General features: G+C 29.1%; 20 protein-coding genes and 1 other RNA gene. 5 read left to right on the top strand and 16 right to left on the bottom strand.

The features are described 5' to 3' along the window. Positions 1–10: 10 nt before the first annotated feature. Together QX51_RS21655 and QX51_RS07320 are read right to left on the bottom strand one after the other, a co-directional pair. On the bottom strand, positions 11–205 hold the full coding sequence (locus QX51_RS21655; RefSeq protein WP_039679306.1) for a helix-turn-helix domain-containing protein: 195 nt from the start codon (positions 203–205) through the stop codon (positions 11–13). Positions 206–232: 27 nt separating this feature from the next. Next, positions 233–448, bottom strand: a complete 216-nt coding sequence (locus QX51_RS07320) for a helix-turn-helix domain-containing protein (RefSeq protein ID WP_039679250.1) — start codon at positions 446–448, stop codon at positions 233–235. 158 nt (positions 449–606) lie between these two features. Between QX51_RS07320 and QX51_RS07315 the strand changes: the two genes are divergently transcribed. Further along, a complete protein-coding gene (locus QX51_RS07315; RefSeq protein WP_039679249.1) occupies positions 607–957 on the top strand; it encodes a helix-turn-helix domain-containing protein in 351 nt (116 codons plus the stop codon). Between the two features lie 8 nt (positions 958–965). After that, positions 966–2,141, top strand: coding sequence for a tyrosine-type recombinase/integrase (locus tag QX51_RS07310; protein ID WP_039679248.1), 1,176 nt, complete (start codon positions 966–968; stop codon positions 2,139–2,141). A 271-nt stretch (positions 2,142–2,412) separates the two neighbouring features. Here QX51_RS07310 and QX51_RS07305 read toward each other — a convergent pair whose 3' ends face one another. From QX51_RS07305 to QX51_RS07290, 5 genes are all read right to left on the bottom strand, one after another. After that, positions 2,413–3,840 (bottom strand): ApeA N-terminal domain 1-containing protein, encoded by a 1,428-nt coding sequence (locus QX51_RS07305; RefSeq protein WP_039679247.1) that lies wholly within the window; start codon positions 3,838–3,840, stop codon positions 2,413–2,415. Between the two features lie 135 nt (positions 3,841–3,975). Continuing rightward, positions 3,976–4,701, bottom strand: a complete 726-nt coding sequence (locus tag QX51_RS07300; RefSeq protein WP_039679246.1) for a hypothetical protein — start codon at positions 4,699–4,701, stop codon at positions 3,976–3,978. Between the two features lie 282 nt (positions 4,702–4,983). Continuing rightward, positions 4,984–5,333: a transfer-messenger RNA gene (gene ssrA / locus QX51_RS19910) on the bottom strand. A 197-nt stretch (positions 5,334–5,530) separates the two neighbouring features. Further along, positions 5,531–5,992 (bottom strand): SsrA-binding protein SmpB, encoded by a 462-nt coding sequence (gene smpB, locus QX51_RS07295; protein ID WP_039679245.1) that lies wholly within the window; start codon positions 5,990–5,992, stop codon positions 5,531–5,533. Between the two features lie 133 nt (positions 5,993–6,125). Continuing rightward, positions 6,126–6,779, bottom strand: a complete 654-nt coding sequence (locus QX51_RS07290) for a DUF998 domain-containing protein (protein WP_242842702.1) — start codon at positions 6,777–6,779, stop codon at positions 6,126–6,128. 460 nt (positions 6,780–7,239) lie between these two features. Between QX51_RS07290 and ytaF the strand changes: the two genes are divergently transcribed. Together ytaF and QX51_RS19440 are read left to right on the top strand one after the other, a co-directional pair. Further along, positions 7,240–7,890, top strand: a complete 651-nt coding sequence (gene ytaF / locus QX51_RS07285) for a sporulation membrane protein YtaF (RefSeq protein WP_039679244.1) — start codon at positions 7,240–7,242, stop codon at positions 7,888–7,890. Between the two features lie 149 nt (positions 7,891–8,039). Then, entirely contained in the window at positions 8,040–9,305 is a 1,266-nt protein-coding gene (locus tag QX51_RS19440) for a GH25 family lysozyme (RefSeq protein WP_052232940.1), read from the top strand. Positions 9,306–9,402: 97 nt separating this feature from the next. Here QX51_RS19440 and QX51_RS07275 read toward each other — a convergent pair whose 3' ends face one another. From QX51_RS07275 to QX51_RS07260, 4 genes are all read right to left on the bottom strand, one after another. Then, positions 9,403–10,413, bottom strand: coding sequence for a sensor histidine kinase (locus QX51_RS07275; RefSeq protein ID WP_039679243.1), 1,011 nt, complete (start codon positions 10,411–10,413; stop codon positions 9,403–9,405). After that, a complete protein-coding gene (locus QX51_RS07270) occupies positions 10,410–11,081 on the bottom strand; it encodes a response regulator transcription factor (RefSeq protein ID WP_039679242.1) in 672 nt (223 codons plus the stop codon). Before QX51_RS07270 ends, QX51_RS07275 begins: the two co-directional genes overlap by 4 nt. Positions 11,082–11,208: 127 nt before the next feature. Further along, the gene (locus QX51_RS07265; RefSeq protein WP_039679241.1) at positions 11,209–13,215 is read right to left on the bottom strand and encodes an FtsX-like permease family protein; all 2,007 of its coding nucleotides are present in this window, start codon (positions 13,213–13,215) and stop codon (positions 11,209–11,211) included. After that, positions 13,205–13,972 (bottom strand): ABC transporter ATP-binding protein, encoded by a 768-nt coding sequence (locus QX51_RS07260; RefSeq protein ID WP_039679240.1) that lies wholly within the window; start codon positions 13,970–13,972, stop codon positions 13,205–13,207. The genes QX51_RS07265 and QX51_RS07260 overlap by 11 nt, the downstream gene beginning before the upstream one ends. Positions 13,973–14,284: 312 nt before the next feature. Between QX51_RS07260 and QX51_RS19435 the strand changes: the two genes are divergently transcribed. Further along, positions 14,285–16,057 carry an SH3 domain-containing protein gene (locus tag QX51_RS19435; protein WP_052232939.1) on the top strand — a complete coding sequence of 591 codons (1,773 nt, stop codon included), beginning with the start codon at positions 14,285–14,287 and terminating at the stop codon, positions 16,055–16,057. A 24-nt stretch (positions 16,058–16,081) separates the two neighbouring features. Here the strand turns inward: QX51_RS19435 and QX51_RS07250 are convergent, their stop codons facing one another. The 5 genes from QX51_RS07250 to QX51_RS07230 all read right to left on the bottom strand — a co-directional run bounded on the left by QX51_RS07250 (position 16,082) and on the right by QX51_RS07230 (position 20,120). Continuing rightward, positions 16,082–17,089: a YncE family protein gene (locus tag QX51_RS07250; RefSeq protein ID WP_039679239.1), complete on the bottom strand. Its 1,008-nt coding sequence runs from the start codon at positions 17,087–17,089 to the stop codon at positions 16,082–16,084. A 43-nt stretch (positions 17,090–17,132) separates the two neighbouring features. After that, positions 17,133–18,629 carry a protein adenylyltransferase SelO gene (locus QX51_RS07245; RefSeq protein ID WP_039679238.1) on the bottom strand — a complete coding sequence of 499 codons (1,497 nt, stop codon included), beginning with the start codon at positions 18,627–18,629 and terminating at the stop codon, positions 17,133–17,135. Between the two features lie 116 nt (positions 18,630–18,745). Next, a complete protein-coding gene (locus tag QX51_RS07240) occupies positions 18,746–18,979 on the bottom strand; it encodes an ATP-binding protein (RefSeq protein WP_039679237.1) in 234 nt (77 codons plus the stop codon). Positions 18,980–19,000: 21 nt separating this feature from the next. Beyond that, complete coding sequence (locus tag QX51_RS20345) at positions 19,001–19,240, bottom strand: hypothetical protein (protein ID WP_139045093.1); 240 nt, start codon at positions 19,238–19,240, stop codon at positions 19,001–19,003. Between the two features lie 184 nt (positions 19,241–19,424). After that, positions 19,425–20,120 (bottom strand): M15 family metallopeptidase, encoded by a 696-nt coding sequence (locus tag QX51_RS07230; RefSeq protein ID WP_052232938.1) that lies wholly within the window; start codon positions 20,118–20,120, stop codon positions 19,425–19,427. Between the last annotated feature and the right edge of the window lie 31 nt (positions 20,121–20,151).

Raw genomic sequence — 20,151 nt, 5'->3', positions numbered from 1 at the left:
CCCCCTCTTTCTATTCTTCTTCACTGAAAAATAATTCTACTACTGAAACATCTAATGCTTTTGAAAGCTTCTTCATAATATCTAAACTTGGATTTTTTGTAATACCTCTTTCAAGTGATGATATATAATCCCTTGAAAGTCCTGTATTTTCAGCTAATTCAACTTGAGTTAATCCTTTTTTATTCTTGTGATTTTTAAATTTAATCCCATGTTTTCACCTCATATAACTCAATTATTCATTACACTTTTCGTGTGATTCAACTTCAAAAAAAAGTTTATCTATATTTACATCTTCAAAAGTAGATTTAAATCTAGCTAGAAAATTGTAGCTAGGATTTCTCTTACCTACTTCTATTTTTGAATAAAAACTCAATGTAGTTCCCAGTTTTTTAGCCATCTGCTTTTGAGTTAAATCCTTTGAATTTCTAAAATCAACTAAACTATTCATTTTGTCACCTACCTTTTTAATTTCACACGTTTTGTGTGTTTATACTTATTATAGTATTCCACACACTTTGTGTTGTCAATATTTTTTACACATTTTGTGTTTTTTTGTGTTTGAATTACACATTTTGTGTTAAAATATTAAAGGAAAGGAGAGTTTTTATGTTCCCTAAAAGATTAAAAGAATTAAGATTAGAAGAAGATATGAAACAATTGGATTTAGGCAAAATATTAGAAGTTTCTGCTAGTACCATCGGTATGTACGAACAGGGTAGAAGATTTCCTGATCAAGAGACATTATTAAAAATAGCAAACTTTTTTGATGTTACCACAGATTATCTTCTTGGCCGTACTGACGAAAGAAATCCTAAAAAAGAAATTAACAATGCGACAACTATAGCTGCTCATAGACTTGGAGATATTGAACAGCTTCCAGACGATGCAATTGATGAAATAAATAATTATATTGATTTAATGAGGTTGAAATATTTAAAAGATAAAAATAATGAGTAGGTGATAATATGGCCAAAAGAAGAAGTAACGGCGAAGGCTCTATTGTTAAGAATATGAGAAATGGCATACAAATAGGCTGGAGAGCTTCTATCACCATAGGAACTGACGACAGAGGTAAATTAGTACGTAAACAATTTACTGGGAAAACTCAACAAGATGTTAAAAATAAACTTCAAGAATATAAAAAACAAATGCTTATGGGTGTATTAAATGAGGACAAACTAACTGTTTCAGATTGGTTTTATTCATGGTTATTTGACTATAGGAAACAAGATTTAAAGCCTAAAAGTTTTCAAAGGTATCATGGAATTTATAAAAACTATATAGAAAATACTGACTTTGGAAATATAAAGCTTAATGATCTAAGAACAACACACCTGCAAAGGCACTATAAAAAATTATTAGATAATGGAGTTACTCCTACAACAATAAAACAAATTAATACTAACTTAAAAACTTGTTTGAATGAAGCTGAAAGACAAGGATATATACAAAAGAATTGGTGTAAACTTGTTACTCTCCCTAAGAAAGAAGATAATAAAGAAGTCAAAGTATTGACTAAGCAAGAGCAAGAAAAGTTCCTGGAAGCTATTAAAGGACATGAGCTTGAATTATTATATATAGTTGCTCTTGGAACTGGTTTAAGAATTGGCGAAATATTAGGTTTAAAATGGTCTGATATAGATTTTAAAAATAATGAGCTCCATGTTAATAGAAGCTTACAGAAAGCTGCTATATATGAAAATGATAAAATAGTAAGGTATGAAGTTCAAGAAACTACTCCTAAAACTAAAAATTCATTAAGAACTATACCAGTACCTCAAAATATAATTAAAAAACTTATAGCTCATAAGAAAGAACAGAATGAGCTTATATTATTATTACAAGAAGAATACGATAATAAGAACTATGTATTTTGTAATAAATTAGGCAAATCTATAGAAGATAAAAGGCCAGGACGAAATTTAAAGACTATATTAACATCAATAGGAATTGAACCTATTAAATTTCATGCTCTAAGACATACTTATGCTACTAGATTATTTGAAGCTGGTATTCCACCTAAAACAGTACAACATTTAATGGGACATGCTGACATAGAAACTACCATGAATATTTATACTCATGTAATGAAAGAACAAAAACTTGAAGCTGTTGATAAGATAAATAGTATATTTGGATAAGAGCTATATAAAATATAGCTCTTTTTTATTTATTTAATATTGTCATTCTTCAATTATGTTCTTATGTATTTATATCAAATTTTAAGTTACTCATTTCTATTAAAATCTTACCTTAACATAAAATATCATTATCTATAATGTATACTATTTCTTTCTTATTAATATAAGAATCCTAAGATATTATAACTTTTATGTGGTTGTTTTTTATATAATTTATTCAACATTAAGCATATTATATTTAAACACTCAACTTAAACGGTAAAATTATATTTTATTTTTCGATATCATGAGTATATTCTTGAATATTATATGCACTATCAATTTGTTTTATCTTTTTAACAGTCTTTTTTCTAACTTCGGCAGCGTCAAATCCCATTAAAATCAATAAATGATATTCTAAAAGAGCTAAAAGATGAGCATTTATAAAAGGAAGCTCTGCTTTTGTAAATGCTCGATTAAGCTTCGCTGGATTATAGTGCGTATAATAATTCCGTGTATCTACAACCTTACGTACGTATTCAACAGGCGAATATCTATTTGGCCAGAATGGCAATACACCATTTGCAAAAACTAAATCAGCAAGACGACTCTTTAAATAAATTTTATAGGTATTTTTCTTTTGTCCATTGTCAAGCAAGAAACTTTTCCAACGTCCTGTATTACCAGAAGATTCAAATAAATTATCTACTCTAGCTGAATATTCCTTAGCATCGTCGGTGATAAAACGTGCATGATATGTTTCCAAAGCTTGTGTGATATTTAAGAACAACATTTCAGGCGTTCCAGAGGTCTGAGAAAAAGCCATAAAATACAAATCCAAAACTGGCTTAAGCATAGAATAATTCTCCTGCCATCTGATGAAAATATTACTTTCTTTTATATCACTCAATGTATACAAATAATTGTATGGATTCGTGTCTTTTGTTGGTTCTATCTTTCCAGTTCCTAAAATCATATCAACTGGACTATATACCTTTTCTGAAATCCCATCTTCTTCAGATAATTCAATATAAATTGATGAATGGCAGTATTGAGCACTATCAATTTCTACTTTCCGATTAATTCCTAGGCCAATTAAATATTGCATATATAGTGCATCTTCCATAATTAATTCCCATGTTACAGGATTATTATATGTAAACTCAATTAAAATATGTTGATTGGCTTTAATCTCTTTTTTGAACATATCTCCCCCTATGTTTCCTTGGCTAGGCGAAAATATTACTTCAAGATTTTCATTTAGTTTAAATTTTACAGGTTCTTTTTGGTTCCATATTAGATTAGATCCCCCATTCTCAGCAAATTCCCATTTGTAATTGCACAATTCAGACCAAGCGATGATATCTCCGAAATCAAATATTGCCTTATTAAATTTTATTTCTTCTATAGAGTTTACAGAAAGCCCCCAAAAAGCGTATTTAGCATATATGATTTGCTTCGTATATTGCATTAAACTAGTATACTCTTTATCAGTAAAACAATCATATAGAAGAATTTTGGCACCAGAGAAAAGTGTTCCACATATATATGGGATTTTCCCCTTGTATGGTACTCGTGGGAGCGGGCTTTCTTCACTTGCAGGAAGAAGTATTTCGAGCGCAATTAAACGATTATCATAATCTATATGAAGCTCTCCCTGATATAGTGTTTCCTTTTCAAAAATCCTCCAAGTACCACCAAATTTCTGAATATCTAACACTTATTTCACCTCCTGGTATTCTTTTAATTCATTTATTCCTCCATTAAAACAAAAGATTTGACAAATATATATAATAGATTATAAATGTACTAACTTTTTCTATTATTTCCTTATATTAATTTAAGATATATTACTTTAATTAATTTTTTCTATCTCTGAATATATATAATTTAGACTCCCTATAGACTCTTTTTGATATAGCAGTAAATGTATTTTTAAACAATATGCAAATGCATTATAATCTTCAGGAGTCACTCTTATATGTTCTTTTTCACTATGAATATACCATGATATATCTATGATAGGATACTCCTTTAATTTTTTATACTCTAATTTGAGATATCCTATTTCATTTTGATTATCATCATAAATCTTAAAACATTGTTCTTCATTTAATGATAGTAATGTTCCAGCCATCTGTAATGACCTTATTAATGCTTCAACAAGCTCAAAGTATATTTCAATATCTAGTAAATCAGGGACTCTATACTCATGCTCCATCTTATTTCTTACCCTATTTAACTTTTCTAATGATTTAGAGCTGAATAAACCTATAGATTCTATAAATTTTAGCTTCTTTTCAACCTTAAGATTTTTCTTTTTAAAGCAATTATGTAAATCTATTATAAATAAAAATGTATCAAGTTCACAATCCATAGCTCTTTTTAAATTTGATACACAATTTATTAATCCATCATCTCCTCCTTGATCAAAAGATTTTTGAGCAAATCTTAAGTAATCTCTAGAGTATAAGTCAAAGTTTGGAATTGAGGATGATGATCCACCCCCTCCATCACATTCTAAGTATTTGTAGTACTTTTTAATAAAGTGCTTAAACTTTTTTATATAATTATCAGTCATTTCTCTTTATCATCCTTCTATATTAAGTTAATCATTTCATACTTCTATATACTTAATCTGTTATATAGAAATAAAAAATCTTCGCCCTTTACTTATTTTAGGGTTAACTAATATTCATTATAAGTATTATTATTTTTTATATTTAAATCTGCATTTGTCTTATTTATGTTATTATATTTTTCTGATTGTGTGCTAAATGTGTGCTAAATGCCAAAATAAAAGGAACTACTAAACTTTAAAGTCTAGCAATTCCAACTATTATGTGTTTCCACGTGTATGTATTGGTGGAGATGAGGGGAATCGAACCCCTGTCCGCAAGCTTTTTCCTCGTTGCGTCTACGTGTGTAGTCAGCTGTTTTAGTATCTCGCCTCAACTAGCGTCCAGTGACAAACTCTAGTCTTGGCCAGCCCCAATTAGTCCACTAATAGTCGAGACACCCTAAAAGTAGTTCCCTGCATAAATGATGTCCAGGCCTAGCCGGCAGGAGGGCTCAGGCGGGACAAGCAGCATTATGCTGCTAAAGCGTAATTATCGTTTGCGTTTATTTTAAATTCCCCAGTTTTTACGTGACCCAGAGTAACACGACACGCTGCCCCAAGTTCCGAACCCACGTCGAAACCAGTACACCCCCATAGGATGTTCAAAGTCATTGAGACTGCTTAATTTGCAAACTTTTTTATTTTCACCAATTCAATATTTAATTTTATATGAAAGTATACACAAAATTGTTATACCCCTTAGTATTATCACTAATAACTTAGCTTGACTGTATATATAATATATTACTTTTTCAGATAAAAATCAACTAGAATTAATTTACTAATCTTCTTAGTATTTACCAGTCATTTCTCTTTCTATTCTTCTTTGTGCATCTTTCTTAGCAAGGTCTTGACGTTTATCGTAAAGTTTTTTACCTTTTGCTAAACCTAATTCCAGTTTAACTCTACCATTTTTCAGATACATTCTAATAGGAACTAAAGAATAACCTTTTATAGTAGTAGCCCCTATCAGTTTTCTAATTTCATGTTTATGAAGTAATAATTTTCTAACACGAAGAGGATCTATCTTGTAAAAAGAGTTTCCTTGGTCGTATGGGCTTATATGAACTTGTTTTAGGAAAACTTCAGAATTATCTACAGATGCGAAACCTTCTTTTAAATTGACTCTACCTGCTCTGATTGATTTAACTTCTGTTCCTTTTAATTCTATTCCACATTCGTAAGTTTCTTCTATGAAATATTCATGTCTAGCTTTTTTGTTTGTAGCTAATGTTTTTTCTCCTACCGCCATACTCTCACCTTCTTTGTTATTAATTAATTAATTCATTTATTTTATTAACTTTATACTTATATATAAACTTAATTTTAATAAACATTAGTATACCATATCCACAATAAAATCTCAATATTATTGCTAAATGTTTCTATTTATCACATTTCGTATAGTAAAAAGATAAAACAAACATCAACGTCTGCAATGAATAGATAACTAGTCTTTCTGTTAATCCCAATATATTCAGTCCCATTACTATGGAAATTGGACTGATTATTCCACATAACGTTATTATTATTGCCATTATTAGAATAAACTTACCAAGATTCTTCATTTTCTCCTGCACTAAATATCCATAAGCTAGAGTAAACCCTGATACTATGGTAGTTACAACTACTGCAACTGTAACTGTTATATGCATCATATTTTGGAAATTCATTACAGTCTTATCTCCCACAAGTGGAAATGCAGTATATCCAAATAAAGAAATTACCTCCATTCCCAAAAGAACCACATATCCTGTACGAGCTCCTAAATGATATTTTCTATCTGATTTTATAATCATTCCTATTATAAATAAAACCATACATATTCCATAAATCATGGTGAAAACTCTAAGTATGCCTTGGTTTGGGGCTCCATCTGCAGTTAATGAGCTAATATCCATGGTTATAGGATTATACTCTGGCCATAATATATTCCCCAAAATAGTATGCACCAAATAAAATATAACTCCTACCATTCCCAGTGGCATAAAAAATCTCTCTAATTTTTCTTTTCTGCTAAGTACCTTATTATCTTCCATTGAAAATCCCCCCTTTTCAAAAACTGTATCTATTTTATAAAAGTTAATCTTATAAAAATCTATTCTTCATCTTTATAATATAATACTGAAGATACAAGTATTGTAAGACATAATATGCTAATCAGTGAAATTATATTTATCAAAACCTTCAACGTTAAAATATAACTAATTGCTACTCCAACCAATCCTATCTTTCAGTTTTCGTCAAATTGCTTGGGAAATATTATCAATATTGTCATATACATGCTTATTATCAAATAACTTATTAATAAATCTGTTTTTATGTTCTAAACATTCGGCATCGCCCAAATTGTTTTTTCTTTCTTAAATTGTAACACAACACCTTCTTTTTCAATATATTGTTAATACAAAGTAAAATTCGCGTCATTATTGTCGCTAAAATATTTATACTTTGCTTCTTTAATAAGTTTTTTACAATATGTAAGTTGGGGAGGTATCTATGTTCAACTCACTAAATTCCTTATCTTCACTAGATGCAATTTTACTTGTTTCCGCACTTTCAATGGATGCATTTGTAGCTAGTTTTGCCTATGGAACAAGTAAAATAAAAATTCCCTTTAAATCAGCTATGACAATTAACTTAGTCTGCACTACTATTTTAGCTATTGCTCTTTTTCTAGGTAGTATTATAAGCAAATATATACCCAGTGTTTTTACTACAAGTATTTGTTTTACTGTGCTATTAATGTTAGGCATGGCTAAATTATTTGATAGTACTTTGAAAGCTATTCTAAATAAAAGTGGCACTTTAAGTCGCGATTTATCATTTAAATTATTTGATTTTAAGTTTTTTCTTAGAGTTTGCTTAGATGGTACAGAGGCAGACGTAGATCATTCTTATGAACTTTCTCCTAAGGAGTCTTTCTCTTTAGCAGTGGCTCTTTCTCTCGATGGTCTGGCAGCTGGTTTTAGTACAGGGCTTATGGTAACAAACTATGTTCAAATTATTTTATTTTCACTTGTGATAAATATAGTTGCTGTATTATTAGGTTGCTTTATAGGCAATAAAGTTGCACAAAAAAGTGAACTTAACCTTTCATGGTTGAGTGGAGCAACTCTTATTTTACTAGCTTTTTTGAAATTAAAATAATAATAGAGATTTCATAAATAAATGGAGTATGTTTTTCATACTCCATTTATTTACATATTTAATTGGCACAAACTTCCTATTTCATTGTATAATTTACATATATTTACTTTTGGGGATAATTTTATACAATACAAAAAAGGGGGAATTATATGATAAAAAGAGATAAATCACTTTTAGCTATGTCATTAGGTATTCTTATTTCATCTCAAGGTATGACCACTATATCAGATGCAGATTCTCTTAGCTCTAATATAGACTCAGACCCTATACTAAATAATAATCATAATATGGGCGGAAATTCGTCTAAAACCTATACAGTTGGAGATGATGTATTCAATTCAAGAAAAATAACATTATCTAACCCTAAGGCCATAGGAAGTGGAACTGTAACAGAAAGTTATTTAAATGTAAGAAGTACTCCTTCTACATCAAGTGAGTTAGTTGGTACCTTATCATATAACGAAAGAGTTGAAATTCTTGAAAAAAGCAATGGTTGGTACAAAATTGATTTTCGTGGCACACAAGGATATGTATATTCATCTTGTTTAAAACTAAGTCCTATTGAAAAGGGTATTGACGTAAGTAAATGGAATGGATCTATTGACTGGAATAAAGTAAAAAGTTCTGGTATAGATTACGTAATAATAAGAGGTGGATTTGGTACATCTACTGTAGATTCCAAATTCAAAACTTATATTGAAGGTGCTTCAAATGCAGGATTAAAAGTAGGAGTTTACTGGTTTAGTTATGCTACAACTGCTGAAAAAGCAGCCCAAGAGGCCAGAAAATGTGTAGAAACTATAGCACCTTACAAAAATAGTATTACATACCCTGTTTTCTTTGACTATGAATACGATAGTGTAAAATACGCAAACAGCAACGGCGTAATTATAACAAAAAATTCTGCTACTCAAATAGCTAATTCATTTATTAATACAATAAAATCCTATGGATATGACACTGGTATCTATACAAATAAGAATTTTAGTAACACTTATTTTACTAATGAACTTATTAACTCTACTAATTTATGGGTTGCTCAATACAACACTACAAACACATTTAATAATGATTATTCTATGTGGCAGTACTCAGAAAAAGGGCTTGTTCCTGGTATAAGTAACTATGTTGATTTAAATTATACTTATTTAAAAACACCTAAAAATAATATCAGCACATATTCTAGTTCATCTGTCCAAACACAGACTAGTGTTGATAATTCATCTGATGCGAAAAAAGGTGTTACTACTGTAAACCTTAATCTTAGAAAAGATTTATCTGCATCTTCTTCTATTATAAATACTATTCCTACTAATACTACTATCGAAGTTTTAGAACAGATATCATCAGGATGGTACAAGGTTAAGTACAAACATTTCATTGGATATGTTTCTGGCAATTATGTAAATATGTAAAAATTAATTTTGCTTAAATGCACAAAAATCTCAATCAATTTTAAATTAGTTGAGATTTTTATAGTTATATAAAAAATATTAAAGTTATCTACTATTTTTAATATGTTAAATTCTCTATTTGTGGAAAAATTACAGTAACTTTTGTCCCTTTATTTTCTTCTGATTCAATATTTAATCCTAAGCCCATTTTTTTACATAGTTTTTTACATAAGTACAAACCTATCCCCGTACTTTTGCCAAATCTTCTGCCGTTTTCTCCTGTAAATCCTTTTTCAAATACTCTATTTAAATCTCTCTCAATTATTCCCACACCATTATCTTCTATTATTAAAATTACTGAGTTTGCCAATTTTTTTGACTCAATCTTTATTTTATCTCCTTTACCTTTTGAATACTTAATAGCATTTCCCACTATTTGATTCAGTATAAATTCAATCCATTTTGCATCACTATAAATGACTTCATCAAGCTCTCCTAGTTGCAAGCTTATTCTCTTTCCAATAAAGTCCCTTTGATTTTTCTTAACTACACATTTCACAATTTGAGATAATTCTATCTTCTTTATAATATAATCTTTTCCTACTTCATCACTTCTTGAGTAGTACAAAACTTGCTCCACAAAGTTCTCGATTTTATCCATTTGTGTGTCTATTTTTCTTGTTATTTCATTAGTATTGTTTTCTATTAATAATTTAGTGGATGCAATAGGCGTTTTAATTTCATGAACCCACATTTCAATATATTCTCTGTATTCTCCCTGGATGTTCTTATAATATTTTACATTCTCATGCATATCTCTGCTTAACGTTTGGATAATATAATTTATCTCTTCACCTTCTATAAAATTAGGTTCTTTTAATATTTCAGGAAGTAAATACTTTTTATCTAGATTTTCTAATATATTTTCAACAGTGTTAAAATACTTTCTAAACGTTATATACTCTATTAACATATAGATAAGCAGTGGTAAAAACCATACACAAAATATAAGAAAAATTATAACTGAAGCCACATTTGCGGAATACATAAAAAATGAAATCACCATAAAAACCATTAAATTTATAGCTATAAAAAGCCCCTTATCTTTTATATAATCACTTATTTTCATGGCATTATATACCCCAGTCCTCTTCTTGTTTCTATCACATTTTCTATGCCTATTTCTTCTAGCTTTTTACGCAATCTTGTTACATTTACAGTCAATGTACTGTCATCCACAAAATAATCAGTGCTCCACAAATACTCCATAAGCGATTCTCGTGATACTATTTCGCCCTTGTGATTTATTAAATAAGAAAGTATTTTTACTTCGTTTTTAGTTAGTTCTACTTCTCTTTCCTTATATAAAATAGTTGCATTTGATAAATTTAACTGAAAATCTTTATAAGTTAAAATACTACTAGTGGTTGTGCTTGATCCACTTCTTTTTAGCAATGCTGTTATTCTTGCAAGCAGTATTTGTGTATTATAAGGCTTCGTAACAAAATCATCTGCCCCTAAATTCATACTCATCAGCTCATCCATATCACTATCTCTACTTGTGACAATTATGATAGGAACATCTGACTGCTTTCTTACTTCTCTACATATGTAATATCCATCGAAAATTGGAAGATTTATATCTAATAACACTAAATTAGCATTTTCCTTTAAAATAAATCCAACCACATTATCAAAAGTTGTTGGTGCTATTATTTCATATCCATATTTACTTAAAAAGTTTTTTAGCTCTTCTCTAATTATTTCATCATCTTCAATAATTATAATTTTAGCCATCTATTTTATCACTCCCATTATTTCAGTTTTATTTTTATAAATATTCTCTTACTTTATTATCGCTCTTATTATACCAAAAAAATCTATTTAAAATAGATTTTGCTACTTTAAATAGATTCTTTCTGTTTTATATATTATTTTTTACTATATTTTTATATCCACTATAAGTTATATAGAAATAAATCATATATACAATCATAAATATTCCTGCTGTTATAAGAGATGTTCTTCCTATATCTGGTTGACTAAACATTGCTATAAATTCATTTGCAACTTTTATTCCCACAACTGAGTGAACTACAGCTAGTGCTACTGGTATACTGAAGTAAGCTAAAGTTTGTACAAAAATTGTTTTATTTATGCTTTTTGTACTTGCTCCCAGTCTTTTTAATGATTTGTATCTTTCTATACTATCACTTGCTTCACTTAATTGTTGAAGTGCAAGAACTGCCATACTACTTATTAAGAATACTATTCCTATATATATTCCTATAAATAATATAATAGTCGTTAATCCCTTATTTTCTTCATAAACTTCATTTCTATTAGCTGATATAACAAATCCTAGTTTATCATAATCTGTATCTTCAGTTTTGTATGAATATATTTTATCACTAAAATCTTTTTCTCGTTTATCCTTATCATTTCCTACAAAATTAACATTTACATTACTTGAATACAACTCTTTATCTTTACATAAATCATCACTTACTATAACTGTTAAGATATTACTTTGCATATAATCTGTTTTTAAGTTGTCTTCTATCACTTCTTTATTTTTTATATTATATATTTTTCCATCAAGGTTTATTGTATCATTATTTTTCATATGCTTTTCCATTAATGGTAATAGGTCTGAGAAGTTTGATGTTATCAATACTTCATTTTCTTTTAAATCTATTGGTTCTTTATTACTTATTTCTCTTAACTTATTATAGTCTGAGATTTTTACATATGAAATTTGAGCATCAATATTATTCTTCTCTGACTCATCTTTTAAAGATATAATATCTTGTACTCTTGTTCCATCAGTATACTCATTGTAGTAAGCTACTTTATCATTCTTATTAAATTTTACCCCTATATGCTCAAGTGATTTTTCTATTTCTCTTGCTTTATCTTCTGGACTTATATACATATACGCACTAGCATCATATGGTGTTGATTGCTCTAATCCTGATTCCAAAGCATTTTTAAAACTAAATCCAGTAGATAATATTCCTATTGTTAAGAATAACATTAAGCAAATTACTGACATAGATATAAAGTTTGTATTAACTTTGCTGTTTATTTGTTTTACTATAAATATATTTAAACCTTTAAAGTAAACTTTTTTATTCTTTTTCACCACATATAAAATAAACCCTGTTAAAGAGAAGAAAAATAAAACTGTTCCAAGTATTCCAAGTCCTATAGATATCATAAATCTAGGATCGTCTATACCTTCTAGCCCTACTTCTAAAACAAATTTATATGCTACTGCCAAAGAAATCACACATAGTATAAATGTAACTAAATATACTATAGGGTTTTTAAACTTCATTTCTTCTGTTTTTCTTGCAGCTGTTAGTAAGTCTATTATTTTATATTTTGAAATTACAAAAGAGTTAAATATCATAACAAGTATAAACATTATTCCAAAATATAAAATAGTCTTTCCTATAGCTGGTGTAGATATTGCAAATGTATATCCTGACATTTTAAAGTCAAATAATTTTGCAACAAGTACTGATAATCCTTGAGATACTAGAAGTCCTAAAATCAATCCACTTATCAATGAAAACACACCAACAATTAATGTTTCTAATATTAATATTCTAGAGATTCTATTTTTTGACATCCCAAGAGTCATATAAATACCCATTTCTTTATTTCTCTTTTTAATTAAAAAGTTATTTGCGTAGAGAATAAGGCTTCCTAAAATAAATGCTACAAAAACAGATACGTAAGATATTATAGTTGAAAGACCTTCAACATATTCTAAGCTAGAATAATTCATCTCCATCATTGCTTTTTGTGATTCTATAGAATTAAAACTATAAAATATGCAAACTGCCAGTGTTAAAGTTAAAAAGTATATTGTGTAATCTTTAAAACTTTTCTTAACATTTTTAAACGCTATCTTAGAGTACATTGTTGTCATCGCCTCCTATTAGAGTAATAACTTCCATTATTCTATTGAAAAACTCTTTTCTCGAATTCTTACCTCTCACTAACTCTGTGAATATTTTTCCATCTTTAATAAACAGAATTCTATGAGCATAACTTGCTGTGAAAGCATCATGAGTAACCATAAGTATAGTTGCATTTAAATCTTGATTTAGACTTTCAAATCTTTCAAGTAATAATCTTGCTGATTTTGAATCAAGAGCACCTGTTGGCTCATCAGCAAGTATTAGTGATGGATCTGTAACTATGGCTCTAACAGATGCCACCCTTTGTTTTTGCCCACCTGACATTTGATATGGATATTTATTTAGTACTTTCTCTATTTCTAAATATTTTGCTACTTCTTTTATTTTCCCATCTATTTCAGAGGATTTTTCACCTTTTATAGTTAATGCCAATGCTATATTTTCATAAGCAGTTAATGTATCTAATAAGTTAAAATCTTGGAATATAAATCCTAGCTCACTTTGTCTAAATTTATCTAGTTTTTTTGATTTTAATCTTGTAATATCTTTATCATTTATTATTATGTTTCCTGTTGTAACAGTATCTATTGTTGAAATACAGTTAAGAAGAGTAGTTTTACCACTTCCACTAGGCCCCATTATCCCAACAAATTCTCCTTCATCAACCTTAAAGCTTATATTATCTATGGCTTTTGTTACATTATCTTTATTTCCATAGTATTTTTCTATTTTTTCAACACTTAATATATTTTTCATTCTTCTAATATACCTCCTCAGTTTATCTAACTTACTTTTTATTATAAACACCTTTTGCTTTTTTAAATATGTATGTATATTTCATTATCATTACGTTTTTGTAATGTAAAAAATATTATCACGACAGTAAAATTATATTTTTTTATCAAATTAATACTTTTTATTCCTATTAATTAAATCATTCCGAAAATATAAACTATATTATAAATTAATACGACAAATTCTTATCCATTTATTGTATAATTTATATATATTTTCTATTTTTATGTATTAAAGATGCACATTAACGATAATAAGATTGGGGGAAATATTATGAACAAAAGAGATAAATATTTTTTTGCTGTATCTTTAGGCATTGCTATATCATCTCAAAATGTAATATCTATATCCAATGCAGAGTCGCTTAACTCAAGCTCTGATAGTGATATATCTATTGCTAGTGATGATAATTACAATGTAAAAGTCACTGCGAACTCAAATAATTATAAATCAAATACTTTAAACAAAAAACAGCCAGATCCCGAAGAATATGGTACTTATAATATGGGTGGAAATGCATCTAAAGCTTATAGATTTAGTGATAATGTTTCTTCTATTAAAAAAATAAATTTATCTAATCCTAAAGCAATCGGTAGCGGAACTGTAACATCGAACTCTTTAAATGTAAGAAGTGGACCGTCTACTTCAGATAAAGTAATCGGAATCTTAAATATTAATGAAACTATTGAAATTTTAGGTAAAAGTGGTACTTGGTTCAAGGTTGATTTTAATGGTAAACAAGGATATGTATCTTCAAGTTATTTAAAGTTAAACCCTGTGGAAAAGGGTATAGATGTAAGTAAATGGAATGGAAATATAGATTGGAAAAGTGTAAAAAACTCTGGTGTTGACTATGTAATAATCAGAGCTGGTTATGGTACCTCAACTGTAGATCCAAAATTCAAAACTTACATTGAAGGTGCAAAAAGTGCTGGACTTAAAATAGGTATATATTGGTTTAGTTATGCTACTAGCACTGAAAAAGCTGTTCAAGAAGCACAAAAATGCTTAGAAACTCTATCACCTTATAAAAGTAGCATTACATATCCAGTGTTTTTCGATTTTGAATACGATAGTGTAAGATACGCAAAAGAAAATGGAGTTACTATAACAAAAACTTCTGCCACAAACATGGCAAATGCTTTTATAGACACAGTAAAAGCTAAAGGATACGCTACAGGTATATATACTAATAAAGATTTTAGTAGTACTTATTATACGGATAATCTTATTGATTCCAATACTTTATGGGTTGCTCAATACGCATCTACCAATACATTTGGAAGGCCATATTCTATGTGGCAATACTCTGAGAAAGGCTCTGTACCTGGTATAAGTGGATATGTTGATTTGAATTACACTTATTTGAAAAATTTTGGTAGTAATTCAAATATTGAAAATCCAAGTACCCCTTCTACAGAAAAAGGCGTTACTACTGATAATGTTAACTTTAGGAACAGTGCTTCTACTTCTTCTAGTATTATAACTACTATTCCTAAAAATACTACTATTGAGATTATAGATAAATCTATTTCTGGATGGTATAAGGTTGAGTACAAAGGTGTTACTGGTTATGTTTCTAGCAAATATGTTAATTTAAATGGTAATAATTCAGATGAGAATACCAATGATAAACCTTCTACTTCTACAGAAAAAGGTATCACTACTGCTAATGTTAATTTTAGGAAAAGTGCTTCTACTTCTTCTAGTATTATAACTACTATTCCTAAAAATACTACTATTGAGATTATAGATAAATCTACTTCTGGATGGTATAAAATTAAGTACAAAGGCAATACAGGATATGTTTCTAGTAAATATGTTACTCTAAATGGCAATAATAATAAACCTTCTACTTCTACACAAAAAGGTGTTACTAATGCTAATCTTAATCTTAGAAAAAGTGCCTCTACTTCTTCTAGTATTTTAGCTACTATTCCTAAAAATACTACTATTGAGATTACTAGTAAATTGTCTTCCGGATGGTATAAAGTTAAGTACAAAGGTCTTACAGGATATGTTTCGGGGCAATATGTAAAAATATAAAGGAGTATTTCTACTCCTTTTTCTTTATTCTAAAATTATTGGACAAACACGATCTACTGGTGTTTTGGCACCCTCTTTATTATCTCTGCCATTTCTATAAAAATCAGCAGCTGACTCAAATAAAACATATAGTAAGTTATCACTTCCAATAAATATATTCTCACTGGCTGGCGGTGCTATTACCGTTTTTATTGGGTCATATAATTTAGCACAATACACATTTTCTTTTACAGTATATTTAGGCATATCATATACATATATTTTTGAATCATTATTTCTACCACCAGACTGTGATAATATTACTCTGCTTGATTTATCAAATACCATTCCTTGTATTTTTTCAGGTATTTCAATTCTATACTTTGCTGTAAGTTCCAAATTTAAAGAGTTTACCTCTGATATATCATATCCATAAACATAGGTGTTATCTTTCTTTTTATATTGTCCTACCCATAGTATCTCCTTTGAATATGTGGCAAAGGATGCTACAACATTACCTCCTTCTGCTGTCTTAACTTCGTATTTATCACATTGTATAAATGCGCCATCTTTTGCATAAGTTATTGAACTTAATAATATCTTTGATACTGTTGACTGATTTCCGTTTGCTACCCATACATTTTTTCCATCATAAGCTAATCCACCAACATGAGATTTACTATCGTATAAATATATGGTTTTTACAAGATTTCCTGTGGATTTGTTTATGACATAAATACATGAGTTTTTTTCCTTTTCCTTGTCATAAGCCGATATCAAGATATAGCTTCCTGTATCACACATTCCCTGCGGTACCATGGAACTATTTAGTCCTGGTATTATAAAGTTTTTATTTGGTGTATAATCAACTTTTGTAAAAAAGTCTGAATATGTGTTGTACGCATTTGATTTCTTTATGTCTCCCACAACACTTTCCTGATTGTATATCAGTGATGTTGTTGAGTCTATTAATCCATAAGATGATTGAGCTTTATAAGTTAATATAATTGTAACTATTATAGTCATGATTATTGTGATTTTCTTTTTTGTCACTGATCTTATTCATCTCCAACTTGTCTTTAGTAGTTTATAATTTTTAAGTTCCGCAATAAGTTCTATATGGTAAATCTGATGGTTCAGCCAACTCTGTGTACTCATCCATCTCTTCTTTGTATTCATAAGGATTACTAAGTATAGAAAGTAATTTTTCCATAACTGTGAAATCTCCATTATCTGCTGATTTTAATGCTTCTTCCACTCTATGATTTCTTGGTATAACTACTGGATTTGATTTTTTCATAAGTTCATAAGCTTCATCTATAGATTCTTCTTGTCTTTCCAATCTTTCTTGCCAGTTTTTATGCCAATTAGTAAATTCAGATGTTGCAAACATTCCACTATTCATGTTTTTTCTATAAGTTAAAGATACAAAAGTATTTGTATAATCTTCTTTGTATTTTTCCATCATACTTAGTAAGTCTTCTATTATAGCCTTATCCATAGGCTCTTCATTGAAAAATCCTAACTTATTTCTCATTTGTGAAAACCAGTATTTAAAATGTAAATCAGAAAACTTAAATATCTCTTTTTGTGCCAAATCTATGGCAACATCAACATCTTCGTTTATTAATGGAAGCAATGCTTCTGCAAGTCTACAAATATTCCAAGATGCCATACTAGGCTGATTTTTATAAGCATATCTTCCCTGTACATCAATAGAGCTAAATACAGTATCTGGATCATAAGTATTCATAAATGCACATGGTCCATAGTCTATACTTTCTCCACTAATAGTCATATTATCCGTATTCATAACACCATGAATAAATCCGACACATAACCATTTAGATACTAAACTTGCATGAGCTTTTATTACCTCTTTTAGAAAACTCAGATATTTATTTTCATCATTTCTCACATAAGGATAATGTGTCTCTATGGCATAGTCAGCCAATTTTTTCACTTCTTCTTTTCCCAAGTAGTTGGATGCATATTCAAAAGTTCCAAATCTAAGATGACTGGAAGCAACCCTAGTAAGTATTGCCCCTTCTTTAACATATTCTCTGTAAACTTTTTCTCCTGTTTTCACCACTGCCAAACTACGAGTTGTTGGTATTTTCAGATTATACATGGCTTCGCTTATTATATACTCACGAAGCATAGGTCCAAGCACTGCCCTTCCATCCCCTCCACGAGAATAAGGTGTTCTTCCACTTCCTTTTAGTTGGATATCAAACTTTTTATAACTTTCTCCCGTAATGTTTATGCCAGTATCTACTTTTTGTTCACCAATTAGAACTGCTCTTCCATCTCCTAGCATGGTGAAATGTCCAAATTGATGACCACTATAAGCTTGAGCAATGCAAGCTCCGCCTTCAGCTTTCTTATTTCCTGCTAAAATCTCTACACCTTCTTTGCTTTTCAGTGCTTCCACGTTTAAATTCAAAGCCTTTGCTAAGGGTTCGTTAAGAATAATGAGCTCTGGTTTTCTCACAGGACTTAACTTTATTTCACTATAAAAAGGCTTTGGTAAATCCTTATAAGTGTTATGAAAGTTCCAACCTATATTATTTATTTGCTTTCCCTCCGACATTTTTCTACCTCCTTCTATTTATATTCTCTATGCAAAACTTGTCTTTTCCTTAGATTATGTAATTAGTTATAAATTATTTATACCCAAAATAAAATAAAGAACTCTCTAAGCCAAGATTACTCAATCGACTTAAAGAGTTCCTCTTCATTTATATATGGTATTTTAACTTCAAAAATAGTACTTTCATTATCACTAGTAGCGCAAATAATTCCATCATGAGCTTCTATGATATTTTTAGTAATAGCAAGTCCCAAACCTGAACCACCTTGGAATGTATTTCTGGATTTTTCAACTCTATAAAATCTATCAAATATATGAGGTAAATCAACTACAAGAATTTTACTTGACATAACTTCCTCCTTACTTTTACATTACACTATGTTAATGTATCTATCATAGAATCCACCTATAATAATAACAATATACGGAACTAATATGCAAATAGATAATATCTGTTCTTTTTTCATAAATTTTAATTCTATATTGATTTTCTTGTCAACTTCAGGAATCAAATTTTTAAACGCAAGTAATACTAAATAAGCTAGCATAGCTCCACTAGTATTAAGTATCAAATCATCAATATCTTCTATATCAATATAAAAACCACTCATAGGAGAAACCCCTGTTAGCGAAAATATAATAACCATGGTTATGGAAAATATGATAATACCTATATTATATAGGTAGGCTCCCATTTCATTTTTACATTTAACATGCATAAATATTATAATACTAATAAAAATTAAGCTTATTAAAATATCACGTCCTAATATTTGCACTATTATCTCATCCAAATTATCCTATCTTATTTAAGTACTCTTCTAAGGTAATATTTTTTTCATAAATTTTTTTTGCTACATCTTTGCCAACATACCTAATATGCCATGGCTCATAATTATACCCTGTAATATCTTCTTTTCCTTCTGGATAACGTAATATAAATCCAAACCTGTGAGCGTTATTTGCTAACCACTGTGCCTCTGGACTAGTTTTGTCAAAACATCTAGCTTCATTTGTCACATCAATTGATAATCCGCTTTGGTGCTCACTTTTTCCTGGCTTAGCCACATATTTATTAGCATAGTCTACACCTTTTGAACTAATCTCATCCTTAAGAACCCTAACCTGACTTTTGTATGATCTATATGCTGAAGAACCTATAAGGTTTATATTTTCTGACTTAGCTACTTGGAATAATTCTTCTAAAGCTTTTGCTGCAGTTTCATCCATATATCTTGATTCATCGCTAGTATCTCTTAAGAACTTAACATTGGGCTTAACCAAATTATCAGGTTCATAATCTAATCCCAACGGATTTTTTTTATTTACTAACATAAGGTATTTACTGCTGTTTGCACTAGCATTTGTACTTGTTTCACTTAGATAAGTATCTTTATGATTTGATAATCCTACTAAAGGATTTTTTCCTCCTATAAATGTAATCACACCTAAAACAACTATAATTCCTATAAATTTATTTTTTAATTTCATAATTTATCATCTCCTTTTCTATTACATAATA

The sequence above is a fragment of the Terrisporobacter othiniensis genome (assembly GCF_000808015.1).
In the GTDB taxonomy this organism is placed as follows: Bacteria; Bacillota; Clostridia; order Peptostreptococcales; family Peptostreptococcaceae; genus Terrisporobacter; species Terrisporobacter muris.
The sequence above is the reverse complement of the archived record's forward strand: the minus strand, read 5'-3'. Positions and strand labels throughout refer to the sequence as shown.